Genomic DNA, 17848 nt, shown 5'->3' on the forward strand with positions numbered 1-17848 from the left:
CTCCTCCCCTTTCTTGGGGGGGGGGGATAAATCGGGGGGTGTGTTTTTGTATTCCCCCCCCCCAGGGACGGGACGGGAAGGGGCGGCGGGGGCGTGAAAACTCAGTCCTGGGTGTCCACCGTCACCCAGGCACCGCTTCGAGCGGAGCGTGACATCGCGTCAAGCACCGTGGCGCTGTGCACGGCATCGGCGAGTCCCGCACCGTACGGAACCCCCTCCGCGACGGACCGCAGGAAGCGGTACGCCTCGATCACCTTCAGGTCGTCGTAACCCATCGCGTTCGCCGCCCCCGGCTGGAACGCCCCGAACTCACCGGCCCCCGGGCCGACGTACACCGTGCTCACCGGCTGGTCCTGATACGCGGTGCCCCGGCTGACGCCGAGCTCGTTCATCCGGCGGAAGTCCCAGAACACCGCCCCCTCGGTGCCGTGCACCTCGAAGCCGTAGTTGTTCTGCTCGCCGACCGACACCCGGCAGGCCTCCAGCACTCCGCGCGCACCGGACGCGAACCGCAGCAGACAGCTGACGTAGTCCTCGTTCTCCACCGGCCCGAGTTCGCCGCCGGCCGCCCGGGAGTGACCCGCCGTCGCGCCCGCCGGACGGGCCCGCTCGGGCAGGAAGACCGCCGTGTCGGCGGTCAGCGAGGCGATGTCGCCGAGCAGGAAGCGGGCCAGGTCGGCGCCGTGCGAGGCCAGGTCGCCGAGCACCCCGCTGCCGCCGCGCTCCCGCTCGTACCGCCAGGTCAACGCGCCCTCGGGGTGGGCCGCGTAGTCGCTGAAGAGACGGATGCGGACATGGGTGACGGTACCGATCCCACCGGAGGCGATCAGCTCGCGGGCCGCCTCCACGGCGGGCGCGTTGCGGTAGTTGAAGCCGACGGCGCCCTGGACGCCGGCCTTGGCGACCGCGTCCGCCACCGCCCGGGCGTCCTCGGCCGTGAGACCGACCGGCTTCTCGATCCAGATGTGCTTGCCGGCCTCGGCCATCGCGACGCCGATCTCGCGGTGCAGGAAGTTCGGGGCGGTGATGCTGACGGCCCGCACCCGGGGATCCGCGGCCACCTCGCGCCAGTCGCGGGTGGTCGAGGCGAACCCGAACTGCGCGGCGGCCTCCTCGGCCCGGCCCGGGACGTCCTCGGCGACCGTGATCAGCTCCGGACGGAGGGCCAGCTGCGGGTAGTGGTGCCGCACGCGCGCGTACGCCTGGGTGTGCACCCGGCCCATCCAGCCGAATCCGACGACGGCGACACCCAGTGCATCCACCATGAAAGCCTCTCTGGCCCGGTCCATGTGCTGTCCCGCCCACCCTGAGCCGCACGGGGGATCATGTCAACCTTTTGACAGGACAAAGAGTGCTCAGCGCTCGGTGCGCACCCCGTCCAGGGCGACGGCCAGCACCCGGTCGCGCTGGGTGTCGTCGGTGAAGTTCGTCGCGGTGATCCCGGCCACCATCCGCAGCAGGTCGTCGAAGGCGATGTCGTCCCGCGCCCGTCCGGCCTTCTGCGCCCGCTCGAACAGCGGGCCGCCCGCCGAGTACATCGACTCCCGGCAGGCCTGGAAGATCTCCGACTCGCCGTCCAGTGCCTCGCGGATGGCGCGCTTGGTGACCGTGTAGTCCACGAACCGGTGCAGCCACGCGGTCAGTGCCTCCCACGGCTCCCGGCCGGCCACCTCCTCGGCGTACCGGCAGAGGTCGTTCACCTCGCCCGCGTACACGCTCTCGAACAGGTCCCGGCGGGTCGGGAAGTTCCGGTAAAGGGTGCCGATGCCGACGCCCGCGCGGCGTGCCACGTCCTCCAGGGAGGCCTCCGAGCCGTGCTCGGCGAACGCCTCGCGGGCCGCGGCCAGCAGCGCGTCGTAGTTGCGGGCGGCGTCCTTCCGGTGCGGTCGCCGGGACGCCACGATCTCGCTGACGGGGAACGACTGGGCGGTCACGGCTGCCTCCCGGACGGGCTGGGAATTGAAACGGAGGGGGACCTCCGCTACAGTGGAGGGGTACCTCCACTTTAGCAGTGCGGGGTGCGATCGCCGTGGACGCGTGCGGCCGCACGCGCCCCGACGCGCCGACACTCCGTACCCACCCTGCGTACCACCGCGTACGACACCCCGTACCGGGCCCTGCGCCACGCGCACCGCCCACCCTCCCGCCAGTCGTTCCGCGACCGCTTCCCACGGCCGCCGGAGTGCCCGATGCCGCCGCCCGCGCGCGCCACCGGCCCGCACCCGGCCGCTGCGGCACACCGGCCGCGGAGCGACGGCCGCACCCTGTTCGGATTCGGAGAGGCCCTCCATGCCCCGCACGTCCAGCCGCCTCACCTTCGCGGTCCTCGCGACCGGTGTCGGCGTGTTCTCCATGCTCCAGTCGCTGATCGCGCCGGCCCTGCCGACCGTCCAGCACGCGCTGCACACCTCGCAGTCCACCGCGACCTGGGTGATGACCGCGTATCTGCTGTCCGCCTCGGTGTTCACCCCGATCCTCGGCCGCGTGGGCGACCTGATCGGCCGCAAACGGACCCTCGTCGGCGTTCTGGTCGCCGTGACGATCGGCTGTCTGGTCGCCGCCCTCGCGCCGAACATAGGCGTCCTCATCGTCGCCCGGGTCGTCCAGGGCGTCGGCGGCGCCCTGTTCCCGCTCTCCTTCGGCATCGTCCGCGACGAGTTCGCGGCCTCCCGGGTGAGCGGCAGCATCAGCAATCTGTCCGCCGTGATCGCCGCCGGCGGTGGCGTCGGCATGGTGGCGGCCGGCCCGATCGTCACCGCGCTCGACTACCGCTGGCTGTTCTGGATCCCCGTGGCGGTCGTCGCGGTGACCACGCTGATCGCCCTGCGCTACGTACCCGAGTCCCCCAACCGCTCCGAGGGCAGCGTCAGTTGGACGGGCGCCGGGCTCCTCTCGGCCTGGCTGGTGGCCCTGCTGCTGCCGCTCAGTCAGGCGGGCAGCTGGGGCTGGGGCTCCGCCCGCGTCCTCGGCCTCCTCGGCGCCGCCGTCGTCCTGTTCGTGCTGTGGCTGTACGCCGAGTCCCGCTCCCGCAGCCCGCTGATCGACCTGCGCGTCATGCGACTTCCCTCGGTGTGGACCACCAACACGGCCGCGCTGCTCTTCGGCGCCGGCATGTACGCCATCTGGTCCTTCCTCCCCGGCTTCGTCCAGACCCCGGACTCGGCCGGCTACGGCTTCGGCGCGAGCGTCACCACCGCAGGGCTGCTGATGCTGCCCATGCTGATTGCGATGTTCCTCTCCGGTGTGCTCAGCGGCCGGCTGGAGCCCGTGGTGGGCGCCAAGGCGCTCCTGACGGCCGGTGCCGCGCTCGGCTCGCTCGCCTGCGCCGTCCTCGCCCTCTGGCACGACCGGCAGTGGCAGATCGCCCTGGCCGCGGGCGTGTTCGGTCTCGGCATCGGACTGGCCTTCGCCGCCATGGCCAACCTCATCGTCGGCAGCGTCCCCGTCGACCAGACCGGCGCCGCGACCGGCATGAACGCCAACATCCGCACCATCGGCGGCTCCATCGGCGCCGCGGTCACCAGCGTGCTGGTCACCGGCAGTCTCCAGCCCTCGGGACTGCCGTACGAGTCCGGCTACACCCAGGGCTTCGCCCTGCTCGCCGTCCTCTGCCTGGCAGCGGCGGGCGCGGCCCTGCTGGTCCCGGCCCGGCGCGCCGGACGCCCGGCCTCCGCCGCCACGGCGCCGGCCACCCCGGCCCCGGAGCCCTCCGCCCCCGCCGCACGGAGCTGACCCGCCTCCCGATGCGGTACTGTTGACCTGCGTGATCACGCGGTCCACCGCGCGAACCGCATCGGGACGTGGCGCAGCTTGGTAGCGCACTTGACTGGGGGTCAAGGGGTCGCAGGTTCAAATCCTGTCGTCCCGACAGAACGACTCGGGAGCCGTACCGGAGACATCCGGTACGGCTCCCGGCGTTGCGCATGGGCCGGGGACGTCACCCTCCCCCGAAGGTGACGTCCCCGGCCGCTCCCCCGGCGCCGGACTGTGGCTCGGTGTCCGTGGCGGTCGGTCACCAGTACATGACCGCCGTTTCGCCCGGACCCCACGCGGAGTACAGGCGGACCCGGACGTAATAGCGGCGGCCCTTGACCAGGCGGGCCGCGACGGTGGCGTTGTGCGGGGTACCGCCGTCGTCGTGGGCGGCGAGGAAACGGGGTTCACCGTCCCGTTCCTCGAAGAGCACGACGACCCGGTCCGCGTCGCCGAAGGTGCCCACCGTGTAGTCGCGGGTCTCCAGCGGATCGATACGGAAGTCCGCCTGCTCACCGGGGCCCAGACCCAGCGGCACCGAGCGGAACGGCATCAGCGCGGGCGGCCGCGGCGGATCGGGCGGCGGGTAGCGGCGGAGCACGAACTCCTTGTCGGCGGGGGAGAGGGTGCCCGGCGGGTGCACACCGCCGCGGTACTGCTCCGGCTCCAGTATCAGCCCCGGCGGGAACGCGTCCTGCATGATCGACTGCGGGTCCCAGACGGAACCGTTGACCTCCTCCGGGCCCAGCTTGCGCAGGATGTTGTGGTACGTCCGGTCCCGGCTCCAGTGGTTCGGCGGACCCGCCAGCTCGGTGTACACGCTCTCGTCGTCCCAGTGCAGGCCGGCGTACGGGCTCTGGTGCTCGTGCAGCATCCCGAGCGCGTGCCCGATCTGGTGCAGGGCGGTCGCGCGCTCCCCGGGCGCGGTCAGGTCCCAGCCGAAGTTCATCGTGCGCTCGTGCGCCCCGATCCGGAGCGCGTCCCTGCCCACGGCCGACCAGGAGCCGTCACCGAGCTGGAAGCCGATGCGCAGCTCCGCCTCGGTGCGGTCGCGAACCTCGGTGAACGTCAGGCCCAGCCCGAGCCCCCGCCACTCCTCGAAGCACTCGCGCACCACGTCCTGCTGTTCCTTGGCACCGCCCCAGGGAACCCACCGGGTCCGCCCGGTACCGGGCACGGTGATCTCCGAACCCGCCGTGTCCCCGCCGAAGAAGCAGTAGTGCAGCACGGTGCCGTTGACCCACAGCCGCCGCCCGCCGACCAGCGCGCCGAGCCGCTCGGCGGCCAGGCCCGGCGCGAACGCGGGGGCCGGCTGCGGCGGCAGCGAGCAGTGACGAGCGGTCATGAACCCCAGGCTGCCGTGCCGACGCTCCGGGCGCCTGAGTCGGGGTCTGCTCAAGTGCCCCTGTATCAGGCGTGAGTACCCGTGCTCCTGTTCTCGTGAAGACCTTGCGACGCGATGCCACCGGGCCGTACGAGAAGGACGCGACGACACTGCGGACACCCTGGCCGTTCACCGGCCGGGAGGACGAACTCGACCTGATACGCCGCTCGCTGACCGGCCCCCGCCGCGGCCTCGTGGTGTGCGGACCGGCGGGCCGCGGCAAGACCCGGCTCGTCACCGAGGCCGTACGGGGCACGGACTGCGCCCGGGTCACCGGAACACCGCAGGCCCGCCATCTCCCCTTCGCCGCCTTCGCCCCACTGCTGCCCGACACCGTCACCCTGCACCGCGCGCTGCACCACCTCTCCGGAGTGCGGACGCTCCTAGTCGACGACGCCCATCTGCTCGACGACGCCTCCGCCGCGCTGCTCCACCAGCTCGCCGTGCAGGGGCGCACCCGGCTGCTGGTCGTCGTCACCGACGGCGAGCCGGTGCCCGCCGCCGTGTCCCGGCTGTGGACCGGGGAACTGCTGCCCCGCCTGCCCCTGCGCCCGCTGCCGCGGGAGGACATCGCGCGGCTGCTCTCCACCGGCGGGGACCACACCCCCGAGCCGCTCACCGCGAACCGGCTGCACCGGCTGTGCGACGGGGACCTGCGGCTGCTGCGGGAACTCCTGGACGCGATAAGGGAACACGGGCGGGACGCGCCTGTGCCGGGCACCGGCACCTGGGCCTGGCGGGGGCCGCTGCCGCTGACCCCCGCCGTGCGCGAACGCACCGTCCACCTCCTGGACCGCGCCCACGCCGGGGAGCGCGAGACGCTCGACCGCCTAGCCTTCGCCGAACCCCGGCCGCTCGACCCGGACGACCTCGACCTCACCGCCCTGGAACGGCTGGAGACGGAGGGCCTGGTGCACGTCGACGACCACGGTGGCGTCCGTCTCGCCCACCCCCTGCACGGCACGGTCCTGCGATCCGCCGCCGGCCGGCTCCGGACCCGCCGACTCGCCCACCCGCCCGAGGACCGCGCCCTCGACCTGGACGCCGAGGCGGCGGAGCTGACCCGGCGGATCGAACGGGCCGACGTCTCGACGGACCGGGCGCCCGTGGGGGACTGGCTCGTGGGGGAGGGGGCACCCGTCCCGGCGGGTTACGCGGCGCTGCGGGCCCGGTACGCGCGGCTGCGCGGCGCCTTGCGCGAAGCGGCCGCGTGGGCGCGCGAGGGCCTGCGCACCGACCCGGCCGACCCGTCCTGCCGCGCGGAACTCACCCGCGCGGAAGCGGTCCCCGACGCGGACGGCGACCCGTACGACGCCGTACGCCTCGGCAGCCCGGAGGCCGCCGCCGGCCGGCTCGCCGGTGTGTTCGCCGACCACGCGGACGCCCTCGCGCGGGGCGACGGACCCGCACTGGACCGGGTGGGCGAGGAACTCCAGCGGCGCGGCTTCCTGCTGTTCGCCGCCGAGGCGTACGCGCAGGCCGTGTCGGCCCACCGGGAACCGCACGCCGCCCGCACCGCGCGCACGCGTGCGGTCGCTCTCGCCCGCCGCTGCGAGGACGCGCGTACGCCGGCCCTCGCGGGCCTGGTCCTCGGCGAACTCACCGCGCGTCAGCGGCAGATCGTCACGCTGGCGGCGGAGGGTCTGAGCAACCGCCAGATCGCGGAACGCCTCACCCTTTCCGTCCGCACGGTGGGCAACCACCTGTACGGGGCGTACACCAGGCTGGGCGCGCCCCTGCCCCGCCAAGTCGCCTGACAGCGGTTGCGGGTGGTTCGTGGTCGCTCGCGCAGTTCCCCGCGCCCCTTCAGGTGGGTCAGCTGGACCAACCTCAAAGGGGCGCGGGGAACTGCGCGACCAGCCACCGACGACCCGCAGCCGCCGACGGCGGGATCACGCAGCCCCGAAGGCGCTGAAGGCCCACCCCGTGGCCCGATGCACCGCGTCCCCCGGCAGCGCGGCACGCGCATCCCGCAAAGCCTCCGCCAAGGACAACCCGGCCCCCAGGCCCATATGGAGGGCCACCATGAGGGGGACAACCGCCGCATCGTTGACGGGGGCGCTGCACGCCACCACCCCCGCCGTGCCCAGCGGCAGCAACGCCGTCACCAGGCCCAGGAGTTCGTCCGCGCCCACCGTCGCGAACCGGGCGGTGTCGCAGCACGACAGGATGATCCGGTACGGGCTGCGGTCGAGCCGTTCGAAGTCGTGCACGATCAGCGGCCCGTCCGCCATCCGCAGCGACGAGAACAGGGGCCCGTCCGCGCGGAACGCGCCGTGCGCGGCGATGTGCGCCAGGGCCGCCCCGTCCAGCTCCCCCAGCACGCGCGGCACCGTCGCGTCGTCGTACTCCAGGACGGTCGCACCGCCGTAGCGGTCGGCCAGTTCGGACACCTCCGCACCGCCCGTCGCGAGGCCCGGACCGCGCACCAGCACCTGACGGCCCCCGCGCGGCGGCGCCGTCTCCTTCGCGCGCAGCCAGCTGCTCGCCGACGGCGACACGCTCAGCACCCGCTCCCGCAGCGACGGCAGCAGCGCCCACGGCACCCGGTGCAGCCGCCCCGGCGGCACGATCACCACCGGGCCGTCACCGAGATGCGCCGCGGCCGGTCCCAGCAGCAGTTCCTCCAGCCGGCGGCCCGCCGCCTCCACCACCGGCAGCCGCGACTCCGCCCCCGGATGGGCCAGCCGCCGCAGCCCCGCCTGTACGTGCTCGGCCTCGGTCTCCGCCGCCGCCAGCAGCCCCGCCTCGAACCGCCGCACCCGCCCCTGCCCGCAGAGCAGCACCTGCACGCGCCCGTCGAGCACGGCGAGCTCCACCAGCTGTCCGTCGCCACTGTCGGCCAGCCGCGCGAGCAGCCGCCCCACGTCGAAACGGTCGCCGCCGTCGGGGGCCTCGCCGCGCATGTGCAGCGTCCGGGAGCGGATCTCCCGTTCCAGGCGCCGCTGTTCGCGCTCCAGCGCCGGCACGGGCTTGCCCTCCATGCGGGCCTCCTCCGCGCGGGCGGCGATCTCCCGGTAGGCGGTCATGCCGCTGAGCAGCGCGGGGTCGGCGGGCGGCCGGGTGGGCGGCGCGGACAGGGCGGTCGCCCGCCAGCGTTCGCTCCACACCAGCAGCCGCCGCGGCCCGCCCGACACCAGGCTGGCCCGCTGGGCGAGCGCGGCCAGCTCCGCGCCCTGCGCGGTGGCGCGGGCCCTGAGCTCCGAGGCGCCCAGCGTCATCCGGTGGTCGTCCAGCACGTCGAGACCGCGCCGGCAGGCCTCCAGCACACCCCGCGAGGAACCGGCGGCCTGCGCACGCAGCGCCTGTGCCGCCCAGCCCGTCATCCGCGCGAGCGGCGGCCCGCCGTGTCTGCTCCGCGAGGCGACCGCGAGATGCCGTTCGGCGTCCGCCGTCCAGCCGAGGTCCAGCGCGATCCGGCCCGCCAGCAGCGACGCCTCGGGCGCGGCCGGGGCGCCGAGCGCGACCAGCTTCTCCGCCACCGCCGCCGCGTCCGCGACCAGCCGGCCCGAACCGCGTCCCGCCGCGTGCCGGGCCCCGATCAGCACCAGCCGCGCGTGCGTCTCCCACCAGGTACGCCGCTGCCCCGCGAAGAGCCGCACGGCGAGGGCCGCGCGGGCGATCGCCGTCTGCGGCTCATCGGCGAGCCGGGCCGCCCGCGCGGCGGCCAGCAGCAGTTCCGCCTTGCGGGTGGACTGCCCGCCGATCCCGTCCAGCGCCCGGATCGCCGCGTCCGCCTCGGCCAGCGCCTCCGTGGGAAGCCCGGCCGCCATCAGCACCTCGCAGCGCCGGATGTTCAGCATGAACGTGGGCGTGCCCAGCTTGGCGTACCGCTCCTCCGCCTCGTCGAGCAGCCGCAGCGCCGCGGGGACGTCGCCCGAACGGAACGCGGCCAGCCCCCGGCTCTCCACGGCGTCCGCCTTGTCGTGCTCCTGGCCGGTGGTGTCCCACAGCGCCTCCGCCGCCGTGAAGTCGGCGTCCGCCCGCTCCACCGCCCCCAGCGCCAGATGCACCGTCGCCCGCAGGGTCAGCGCACGGGCCGTCCAGATCACGTCCTCGGCCTGCCGCAGTACGGGGATGGCCCGCCGTACGTCCTCCAGGGCCTCCTTGTGATGGCCCAGCACCCACCACGCGTACGCCCTCCGGTACCGCACCCGGGCCCGCGTGTGGCCGGTGCCGCGCTCCACGCCCCGCCGCAGCGCCTCCATGCCCTGCCGTGTGCGCCCGGCGTGCACCAGTGCGACCCCGAGTGTGGCGAGGACGTCCGCCTCCCGCTCGGCCGAGTCCGCGCGCGCCGCCCAGTTCCGGGCCCGCCGCAGATGGGTCAGGGCCAGCCGCATGTCGCCGAAGTCCCGCTGCCAGATGCCGATCACCTGATGGGCGACGGAGGCGTGCAGGGGCGCGGGACGGTCACCCAGCACCTCTTCCGCCCTCGCCAGCGCCTCACCCGGGGCGGCGAACACCATCGGCAGCAGTTCCAGGACCGTGTCGCTTCCCGCTGTCACCCCACGATGGTAGTGGTCCGCAACCACGCCCCACAGGTGTGACGTTGTATCAAACGTCCGCTCCGGGGCTCTTCATTCACGACAGCTCCGCGGCCCCGGCCGCCGTCGCACCAGTGGAGGACATGCCATGGCACCACAGCGATTCCGAGAGCAGTTCGCGCAGATCCAGCGCTCCATGCCCGACGTTCCCCTGGCGATGGGGCCGGACGACGCGGGCGAGTTCCTCTACGAGAAGGGTGTGGTCCTCGCCCGCGACGGAGAAGAGGCCCGTGTCGTCGAGGACACGGTGCGCCGGCACTTCACCACGTTCGCCGGCCTCACCCCGGAGCAGGTGCGCCGGGCGAGCCCGGAGACCAACCGCTCCGGCATCACCCGCATCCGGGTCGCCGACCCCGGCCAGGGCGACGGCAGCGGCGACCCGGCGGTGGCGAACGCACTGCGCGCGCTCTCGGCGACCGAGGGCCGCGCCGGGCGCCGGCTGGTCGGCCGCAACCACGTCGTGTCCATCGCGGTGAACGCCTGTCCAGGCGACGAGCCCGTGCCCGTGGCGCCCGGCGCACGGCCCAACCCGGCCGCAGCCGAGGCCGCGCACGACCCGGCCGGCGCCATCGGCGTCCTGGTCGTCGACACCGGCCTGATGCGCGACCACCGCTCCTACCCGCTGCTCGCCCACACCCGGGGCGACGCCGAGACCGCCGAGTGCGACGAGGACGGGGTCCTCCAGCAGTACCGCGGGCACGGCACGTTCATCGCCGGACTCGTCGCCGCCGTCGCGCCCAACACCGACATCACCGTCCGCGGCACCCTCAACGACGCCGGCGCCATCCTGGAGTCCGAGTTCGGCGAGAAGCTCTTCGAGGCCGTCGACCGGGACGGCTGGCCCGACGTCATCAGCCTCTCCGCCGGCACCTCCAACGGCCGCACCGACGGACTCCTCGGCGTCGACGCCTTCATGCGCGAACTGCGCGAGCAGCCAACCCTGCTGGTCGCCGCCGCCGGCAACAACGGCAGCGCGACGCCCTTCTGGCCCGCCGCCTACGCCGACCTGCCCGGCTACGAGAACGCCGTGCTGTCCGTCGGCGCGCTGCGCGGGGACGGCGAGTTCGGGGCCTGCTTCAGCAACCACGGCGGCTGGGTCAAGGCGTACGCCCCCGGCGAGCGCCTCACCAGCGCCCTGACCGGCTTCGACACGCCCGTACCGTACGTGTACCAGCACTCCACCTACGACGCCTGCCGCTACGGATTCACCTACGCCTGCACCTGCCACCACCCGCGCCACACCGGCGTACTGAGCGAGGACGGCGGGTCCGCCAAGCCGGACCAGGTGATGTTCGAGGGGCTCGCCCAGTGGAGCGGTACCTCGTTCGCCACCCCCGTCGCCGTCGGCATGGTCGCCGCCCACATGACGGCGCACGCGGAGACCGACCCGCGCAAGGCCCGCCGGCAACTGATGGACGGCAACACCGAGTTCGCGGAAGTGCGCGGGGCGCACGTTCCCGCGCTCCTGCCGCCCACCTGGCGCCCCGTGCAGGTCTCACCCCCCTCCGCACGGGCATGAGGATCGGAACCATCCCCTCCGCGGCGTACGATGACGTGCCGTACACGAGGGGTGGGACCGTGGAGCGTACTGAAGTCGGCGCGTTGGTCCGGTCCGCTGTCGACGGTGACGCGGCGGCCTGGAAGGCGATCGTGGAAGGGCTGGGCCCACTGGTGTGGTCCGTGGTGCGCGCGCACCGGCTCTCCGACGCCGACGCGCACGAGGTCTACCAGACCGTGTGGTTCCGCTTCGCCCAGCACCTGGGGCGGATCCGGGAACCGGAGAAGGCGGGTTCCTGGCTGGCCAGTACCGCGCGCCACGAGTGCCTGAAGGTGCACAGGAACGCGCGTCGGCTGGTGCTGACCGACGATCCGCAGCTGCTGGACGGGGTCAGCGAGGAGGGTACGCCGGAACAGTCGTTGCTGGAGGCGGAGGAGGCGGCCGCGCAGAGCGAACGCGTGCGGCGGCTGTGGCAGGAGTTCGAGGAACTGGGCGAGCGGTGCAGGCAGTTGCTCCGCGTGCTGATCGCCTCGCCGCCGCCCAGCTATCAGGAGGTGTCCGCCGCGCTCGACATCGCGGTGGGCAGCATCGGGCCGCTGCGCCAGCGCTGTCTGCGCCGGCTGCGGGCCCGGCTCGAGGCACGGGGGACGACATGAGCGACATGAGCGACATGAACGAGCGCGAGACGTTCGACGACGACCTCGACAACGGGCTGCTGGAGGAGGAGCTCCGGCAGGCGGCGGCGGTCCTGGACCCCATGCCGCCGGCGCTGCTCCAGCTCGCCGTCGACGCCTACGCGCTGCACGACCTCGACGCCCGCGTGGCCGAGCTGACCTTCGACTCCCTGGTCGACGGCATCCCGGTCAGGGGAGTGACGGACGCGCCGCGCATGCTCACGTTCAGCGCGGGAGAGGTGACGCTGGACGTCGAGGTGACCGCGCAGGGGCTGATGGGGCAGGTGCTGCCGCCGCGGCCGGCCCGTATCGAGGTGCTGGGCGGCCCGCAGCCGACCGCCGCGCTCACCGCCGACGACATGGGCCGCTTCACCTCCGCCACCCCGCCCTCCGGCCCGTTCGCCCTGCGGCTGCGCACCGGCGGGGACGTGGTCGTGACGGAGTGGCTGCGCGCCTGACCCGGCCGCCGTCCGGACGGCTCCGGGTCAGCGGGAGGAGGCCGCGTCGACCAGCGCGGCGAGCGCCGAGGCGAGTCCGGCGAGGCCCGGCCCCGCGGGCCCGCCCGGCTCGGCCATGTACGTGTCCCTGCGGATCTCCACCATCAGCGCGGACACCTCCGCCCGCTTCCCGTAGAACTCCAGCGGCACGTACGTCCCGGCGAACGGGCTGTCCAGCCCCGTCTCCCCGCACGGCGCGAACGCCTCCCGGGCGGCGTCGAGCAGTCCGGGCGGGGTGTGGAAGGAGTCGGTGCCCAGGCAGACCGCGGGGCGGGGCCCGTCGCCGTGCAGCTCGTAGGGCAGCGGCGCGCTCGGATAGGAGTGCACGTCGATGATCACGGCCCGCCCGGTCGCCGCGAGCCGATCGGCGACCGCCTCGGTCATCGCCCGCGCGTACGGCCGGAAGTACCGCTCGATCAGCGGCTCGGGATCGAACCCGTCGGGCCGCAGTACGTCCTTGTGCGTGGTCCGGGTGTAGACCGCGCCCATGCCGACGGCCAGCATCTCCTCCCGCTCGTCCGGGAACCGCTCGGGATCGACGACCAGCCGGGAGAGCCGGTTCACGAACCGCCACGGCGCGACCCCGGCCGCGCGGGCCGCCGCCTCCGCGATCGCGGCGGTGTGGGAGTCGGTGATGTGGTCCAGCTCCCGCTCCAGCGCGGCGTCGTCCAGAACGATCCCGGACCGCACGTCGGCCGGTATCTCCCGGGCGGAGTGCGGAACGTGGAGGATCACGGGTGAGTCCGCGTCGCCGGACAGGAACTCGAAGGACGGCGGCACATCGGTCATTCAGCTGCTCCAAGGCGTTGTCAGTGGTGCACGGCATGATCAAGATGCCACACGGCACTGACAACGGACACGGCTCCGCCCCGGCCGGGCACATCGCCGGCCGGGGCGGAACCGAGGGGCTCGCGTCAGCTCAGGGACGCCAGGGCCTCGTTCCACGTGGTGGACGGGCGCATGACCTCGGCGGCCTTGGCCGGGTCGGGCTGGTAGTAGCCGCCGATCTCGGCCGGCTTGCCCTGTACGGCGATCAGCTCGTCGACGATCTTCTGCTCATTGGCCGCGAGCGTCTCGGCGAGCGGGGCGAAGGCCTTGGCCAGGTCCGCGTCGTCGGTCTGCCGGGCCAGCTCCTGCGCCCAGTACAGGGACAGGTAGAAGTGGCTGCCGCGGTTGTCGATGCCGCCGACGCGACGGGTCGGGGACTTGTCCTCGTTGAGGAAGGTCGCCGTGGCGCGGTCGAGGGTGTCGGCGAGGACCTGCGCGCGGGCGTTGCCCGTGGTCTTGGCGTACTGCTCCAGGGACGGCACCAGGGCGAAGAACTCACCGAGGGAGTCCCAGCGCAGGTAGTCCTCCTTGACCAGCTGCTGCACGTGCTTCGGGGCCGAGCCGCCGGCGCCCGTCTCGAAGAGGCCGCCGCCCGCCATCAGCGGGACGACCGACAGCATCTTGGCGCTGGTGCCCAGCTCCAGGATGGGGAAGAGGTCGGTCAGGTAGTCGCGGAGCACGTTGCCGGTCACCGAGATGGTGTTCTCGCCGCGGCGGATGCGCTCCACCGACAGCTTGGTCGCCTCGACCGGGGACAGGACGCGGATGTCCAGGCCCTCGGTGTCGTGCTCCGGCAGGTACTGCTCGACCTTGGCGATCAGGTTGGCGTCGTGGGCGCGGGTGGCGTCCAGCCAGAACACCGCCGGGTCGCCGGTGGCGCGGGCGCGGGTCACGGCCAGCTTCACCCAGTCGCGGATCGGGGCGTCCTTGGTCTGGCAGGCGCGGAAGATGTCACCGGCGGACACGGTCTGTTCGAGGACGGCTTCGCCGTTCTGGTCGACCAGGCGGACCGTACCCGTGGTGGGGATCTCGAAGGTCTTGTCGTGGCTGCCGTACTCCTCGGCCTTCTGCGCCATCAGACCGACGTTCGGCACCGAGCCCATGGTGGACGGGTCGTAGGCGCCGTTGGCGCGGCAGTCGTCCAGCACGGCCTGGTAGACGCCGGCGTAGCTGGAGTCCGGGAGCACCGCGAGGGTGTCGGCCTCCTGGCCGTCCGGGCCCCACATGTGGCCGGAGGTGCGGATCATGGCCGGCATGGAGGCGTCGACGATGACGTCCGAGGGGACGTGCAGGTTGGTGATGCCCTTGTCGGAGTCGACCATCGCCAGCGCCGGGCCCTCGGCGAGCTCGGCGTCGAAGGACGCCTTGATCTCGGCGCCCTCGGGCAGCGCCTCCAGGCCCTTGTAGATGCCGCCCAGACCGTCGTTCGGGCTGAGGCCGGCCGCGGCGAGCTTGTCGCCGTACTGCGCGAACGTCTTCGGGAAGAAGGCGCGCACCACGTGGCCGAAGACGATCGGGTCGGAGACCTTCATCATCGTGGCCTTGAGGTGCACGGAGAACAGCACGCCCTCCTGCTTGGCGCGGGCGATCTGCGCGGTCAGGAACTCGCGCAGCGCGGCGACGCGCATCACGGAGGCGTCGACGACCTCGCCCTTCAGGACGGGCACGGACTCGCGCAGCACGGTGGTGGTGCCGTCGTCGCCCTTGAGCTCGATGCGCAGGGCGCCGTCCTCGGCGATGACGACCGACTTCTCGGTGGAGCGGAAGTCGTCCGCGCCCATGGTGGCGACGTTGGTCTTGGACTCGGGGGTCCAGGCGCCCATGCGGTGCGGGTGGTTCTTGGCGTAGTTCTTCACCGAGGCGGGGGCGCGGCGGTCGGAGTTGCCCTCACGCAGGACCGGGTTCACGGCCGAACCCTTGACCTTGTCGTAGCGGGCGCGGATCTCGCGCTCCTCGTCGGTCTTCGGGTCGTCCGGGTAGTCCGGCAGCGCGTAGCCCTGGCCCTGGAGCTCGGCGACCGCGGCCTTGAGCTGCGGGATCGACGCCGAGATGTTCGGCAGCTTGATGATGTTGGCCGCGGGCGTCTTCGCCAGCTCACCGAGCTCGGCGAGGGCGTCCGGGATGCGCTGGTCCTCGGTCAGGTACTCCGGGAACACGGCGATGATGCGCCCGGCCAGCGAGATGTCACGCGTCTCCACGGTGACACCCGCCTGCGAGGCGTACGCCTGGACCACCGGCAGGAAGGAATACGTCGCCAGGGCCGGGGCCTCGTCAGTGTGTGTGTAGATGATGGTCGAGTCAGTCACCGGGTGCTCCGCTCCACGTCTGCAACATTGCTCGACATCAAGATATCTCGTGATCGACCGGGGCTCGACAGGGGTCCGTGCCGACTTCCGGCCGACCTCCCGCCACGATCGTGCCCGTGTGGCGGGAGATCACCCGGTCCGGGGCGCTCAGATCGGCCGGGTGGCGGTCATGTCGTCCGGCTCGGACTCCTTGTCGCGCTGCTGCGGGAACACCACCGTGCCCTGCTGGAGCGCCACCGTCCGGGCCGGCGAGGGGATGCGGATGCCCTCGTCGCGGTAGCGCCGGTGCAGCCGCTTGATGAACTCGTGCTTGATCCGGTACTGGTCGCTGAACTCGCCGACGCCCAGGATGACCGTGAACCCGATGCGGGAGTCCCCGAAGGTGTGGAAACGCACCGCCGGCTCGTGCTCCGGCACGGCACCGGTGATCTCCGTCATCACCTCGGCGACGACCTCGGTCGTGACCCGCTCGACCTGCTCCAGGTCACTGTCGTACGACACCCCGACCTGCACCAGGATGGTCAGCTGCTGCTCGGGACGCATGAAGTTCGTCATGTTCGTCTTGGCGAGCTGGCCGTTGGGGATGACCACCAGGTTGTTGGAGAGCTCGCGGACGGTCGTCTGCCGCCAGTTGATGTCCTCCACATAGCCCTCCTCGCCGCTGCTCAGCCGGATGTAGTCGCCGGGCTGCACCGTCTTGGAGGCGAGGATGTGGATGCCCGCGAACAGGTTGGCGAGCGTGTCCTGGAGCGCCAGCGCGACCGCCAGACCGCCGACGCCGAGGGCGGTGAGCAGCGGGGCGATCGAGATGCCCAGCGTCTGGAGTCCCACCAGGAAGCCGATCGCCAGGACCAGGATCCGGGTGATGTTCATGAAGATGGTCGCCGACCCGGCGACACCGGAGCGGGACTGGGTGACCGAGCGCACCAGCCCCGCCACCACCCGGGCCGCCGAGACGGTCGCGGCGAAGATGACCAGCAGCGTCAGTATCTGGTTGACGTTGTGCTGCACGGTCCGGGTCAGCGGCAGTGCCGCCGCGGCGGAGGCCGCGCCGCCCGCGATGGCCGCCCACGGCACGATCATGCGCAGCGCGTCCACGAGGACGTCGTCCCCGCGCCAGCGGGTGCGGTCGGCGTGCCGGCCCAGCCAGCGCAGCAGCATCCGCAGCAGGAACGCCGCCAGCAGGCCCGCCGTGACGGCGATGCCGGCGAACAGCAGGTCGTGGCCGGTGAGTGCGCGGGTCACCGCTCACCTCCGGCGAAGGTCCCGGCCGACGGCCGTATGTGAAGTCGTGTCACGTGTCGTCACCTGCTCGATTTCTACGGGATGTACGTCGCGCCGACCGTCCCTGACCCGCGGTCGGCGCGATCGCTCATCCTGCCGTATCCCGCAGGGCAGTTCGTACCGGCCTCGGTCCCACGGCTGCGTGAACGGCGGTTCGGTCAGATCACCTTCAGCCGCACCAGCGCACCCAGCGTCAACGCCCCCGGCAGCAGCGGCAGCCACACGGTGATGACCCGGAACACCAGCACCACCGCGGTGGCCGCGGCGGCGGCCCCGCCCACCGCCACCAGCGCCACGACCAGCGCCGCCTCCACCGAACCGAGCCCGCCCGGGGTCGGCACCAGCGCCACGGCGACCGTCGCCGCCAGATACGCCACCGCCATGTGCGCCGGCGGCACCGTCAGCCCGAACGACAGGCCCACCAGGACCAGCGCGGCCGCCTGCAACGCCGGGAAGGCCAGCGCCCCGCCCCACAGCGCCAGCGCCCGGGAGGGCAGGGCGTGCACCGACCGAGCCTCGCCCAGCGCCGTCCGCAGGAACGAGCTCACCGCCGCCCGCAGCCGCCGTACGGCCGCCAGCACGCCGGCCGCGACGACCAGCACCGCGCCGACCGCGAGCAGCAGCGGACCGAACGCCCCCTCGGGCAGCAGGGAACCCGGGCTCAGCGCACCCGGGAAAGCGACGAGCAGGACCGCCAGCAGCCCCACCCGGCCGACGGACTCCGCCAGCAGATACAGCGCCAGCGCGGCCGAGGAGCGGGCCGCCGGCAGCCCGCACACCGTCATGAACCGCAGATTGACCGCGCTCGCGCCCAGGCCCGTCGGCAGCAGATGGTTCGCCGCGCCCGCCGCGAACTGCGTGGCCAGCAGCCGTCCGCCGGGCAGCCGTTCGACGACCGCGCCCTGCCGGGTGCACGCCGCGGCCACCCAGGTCAGACAGGTCGCGCCCGCCGCGGCCAGCAGCCAGGGCCAGCGGGCGGTCGTCAGCTGGGCGAAGCCCTCGGCCAGCACCGACCGGTGCCGCACCGCGACCACGGTCACGAGCAGCAGCGGCAGCACACACAGGATCCGGCGGATCGTA

13 protein-coding genes and 1 tRNA gene are annotated in these 17848 nt (G+C 73.2%); 6 read left to right on the forward strand and 8 right to left on the reverse strand.

Translation table 11 applies throughout. The features are described from left to right. Positions 1 to 101: 101 nt before the first annotated feature. Positions 102 to 1265: a Gfo/Idh/MocA family protein gene (locus ACZ470_RS15040; protein ID WP_468427326.1), complete on the reverse strand. Its 1164-nt coding sequence runs from the start codon at positions 1263 to 1265 to the stop codon at positions 102 to 104. 90 nt (positions 1266 to 1355) lie between these two features. After that, the gene (locus ACZ470_RS15045) at positions 1356 to 1934 is read right to left on the reverse strand and encodes a TetR/AcrR family transcriptional regulator (RefSeq protein WP_468427327.1); all 579 of its coding nucleotides are present in this window, start codon (positions 1932 to 1934) and stop codon (positions 1356 to 1358) included. A 355-nt stretch (positions 1935 to 2289) separates the two neighbouring features. Here ACZ470_RS15045 and ACZ470_RS15050 point away from each other — a divergent pair, with 355 nt between their 5' ends. Together ACZ470_RS15050 and ACZ470_RS15055 are read left to right on the forward strand one after the other, a co-directional pair. Next, positions 2290 to 3732, forward strand: coding sequence for an MFS transporter (locus ACZ470_RS15050; RefSeq protein ID WP_468427328.1), 1443 nt, complete (start codon positions 2290 to 2292; stop codon positions 3730 to 3732). Positions 3733 to 3794: 62 nt separating this feature from the next. Further along, positions 3795 to 3868, forward strand: a tRNA-Pro gene (locus tag ACZ470_RS15055). 144 nt (positions 3869 to 4012) lie between these two features. Here ACZ470_RS15055 and absR1 read toward each other — a convergent pair. After that, on the reverse strand, positions 4013 to 5098 hold the full coding sequence (absR1, locus tag ACZ470_RS15060; RefSeq protein WP_468427329.1) for a beta-glucuronidase AbsR1: 1086 nt from the start codon (positions 5096 to 5098) through the stop codon (positions 4013 to 4015). 95 nt (positions 5099 to 5193) lie between these two features. Between absR1 and ACZ470_RS15065 the strand changes: the two genes are divergently transcribed. Continuing rightward, on the forward strand, positions 5194 to 6894 hold the full coding sequence (locus ACZ470_RS15065; RefSeq protein WP_468427330.1) for a LuxR family transcriptional regulator AbsR2: 1701 nt from the start codon (positions 5194 to 5196) through the stop codon (positions 6892 to 6894). A 135-nt stretch (positions 6895 to 7029) separates the two neighbouring features. On the opposite strand, the gene ACZ470_RS15070 is transcribed toward ACZ470_RS15065, so the two are convergent. Beyond that, positions 7030 to 9603, reverse strand: a complete 2574-nt coding sequence (locus ACZ470_RS15070) for a CHAT domain-containing protein (RefSeq protein WP_468427607.1) — start codon at positions 9601 to 9603, stop codon at positions 7030 to 7032. Positions 9604 to 9769: 166 nt separating this feature from the next. Here ACZ470_RS15070 and ACZ470_RS15075 point away from each other — a divergent pair, with 166 nt between their 5' ends. Genes ACZ470_RS15075 through ACZ470_RS15085 form a run of 3 tightly spaced genes read left to right on the forward strand, consistent with a single transcriptional unit; the run spans position 9770 to position 12311 of the window. Continuing rightward, positions 9770 to 11200 (forward strand): S8/S53 family peptidase, encoded by a 1431-nt coding sequence (locus tag ACZ470_RS15075; RefSeq protein WP_468427331.1) that lies wholly within the window; start codon positions 9770 to 9772, stop codon positions 11198 to 11200. Between the two features lie 59 nt (positions 11201 to 11259). Further along, entirely contained in the window at positions 11260 to 11835 is a 576-nt protein-coding gene (locus tag ACZ470_RS15080; RefSeq protein WP_468427332.1) for an RNA polymerase sigma factor, read from the forward strand. Positions 11836 to 11840: 5 nt separating this feature from the next. Next, entirely contained in the window at positions 11841 to 12311 is a 471-nt protein-coding gene (locus ACZ470_RS15085) for a hypothetical protein (RefSeq protein WP_468427609.1), read from the forward strand. A 27-nt stretch (positions 12312 to 12338) separates the two neighbouring features. Here ACZ470_RS15085 and ACZ470_RS15090 read toward each other — a convergent pair whose 3' ends face one another. The 4 genes from ACZ470_RS15090 to ACZ470_RS15105 form a co-directional block, all read right to left on the reverse strand. Further along, positions 12339 to 13139: an N-formylglutamate amidohydrolase gene (locus ACZ470_RS15090; protein ID WP_468427333.1), complete on the reverse strand. Its 801-nt coding sequence runs from the start codon at positions 13137 to 13139 to the stop codon at positions 12339 to 12341. A 125-nt stretch (positions 13140 to 13264) separates the two neighbouring features. Further along, positions 13265 to 15484, reverse strand: a complete 2220-nt coding sequence (locus ACZ470_RS15095) for an NADP-dependent isocitrate dehydrogenase (RefSeq protein ID WP_468427334.1) — start codon at positions 15482 to 15484, stop codon at positions 13265 to 13267. A 147-nt stretch (positions 15485 to 15631) separates the two neighbouring features. Then, positions 15632 to 16729, reverse strand: coding sequence for a mechanosensitive ion channel family protein (locus ACZ470_RS15100; protein ID WP_468427335.1), 1098 nt, complete (start codon positions 16727 to 16729; stop codon positions 15632 to 15634). A gap of 197 nt (positions 16730 to 16926) precedes the next feature. Further along, positions 16927 to 17826 carry a lysylphosphatidylglycerol synthase transmembrane domain-containing protein gene (locus ACZ470_RS15105; RefSeq protein WP_468427611.1) on the reverse strand — a complete coding sequence of 300 codons (900 nt, stop codon included), beginning with the start codon at positions 17824 to 17826 and terminating at the stop codon, positions 16927 to 16929. Positions 17827 to 17848 lie beyond the last annotated feature (22 nt).

Source organism: Streptomyces sp. NPDC031111 (assembly GCF_055570675.1).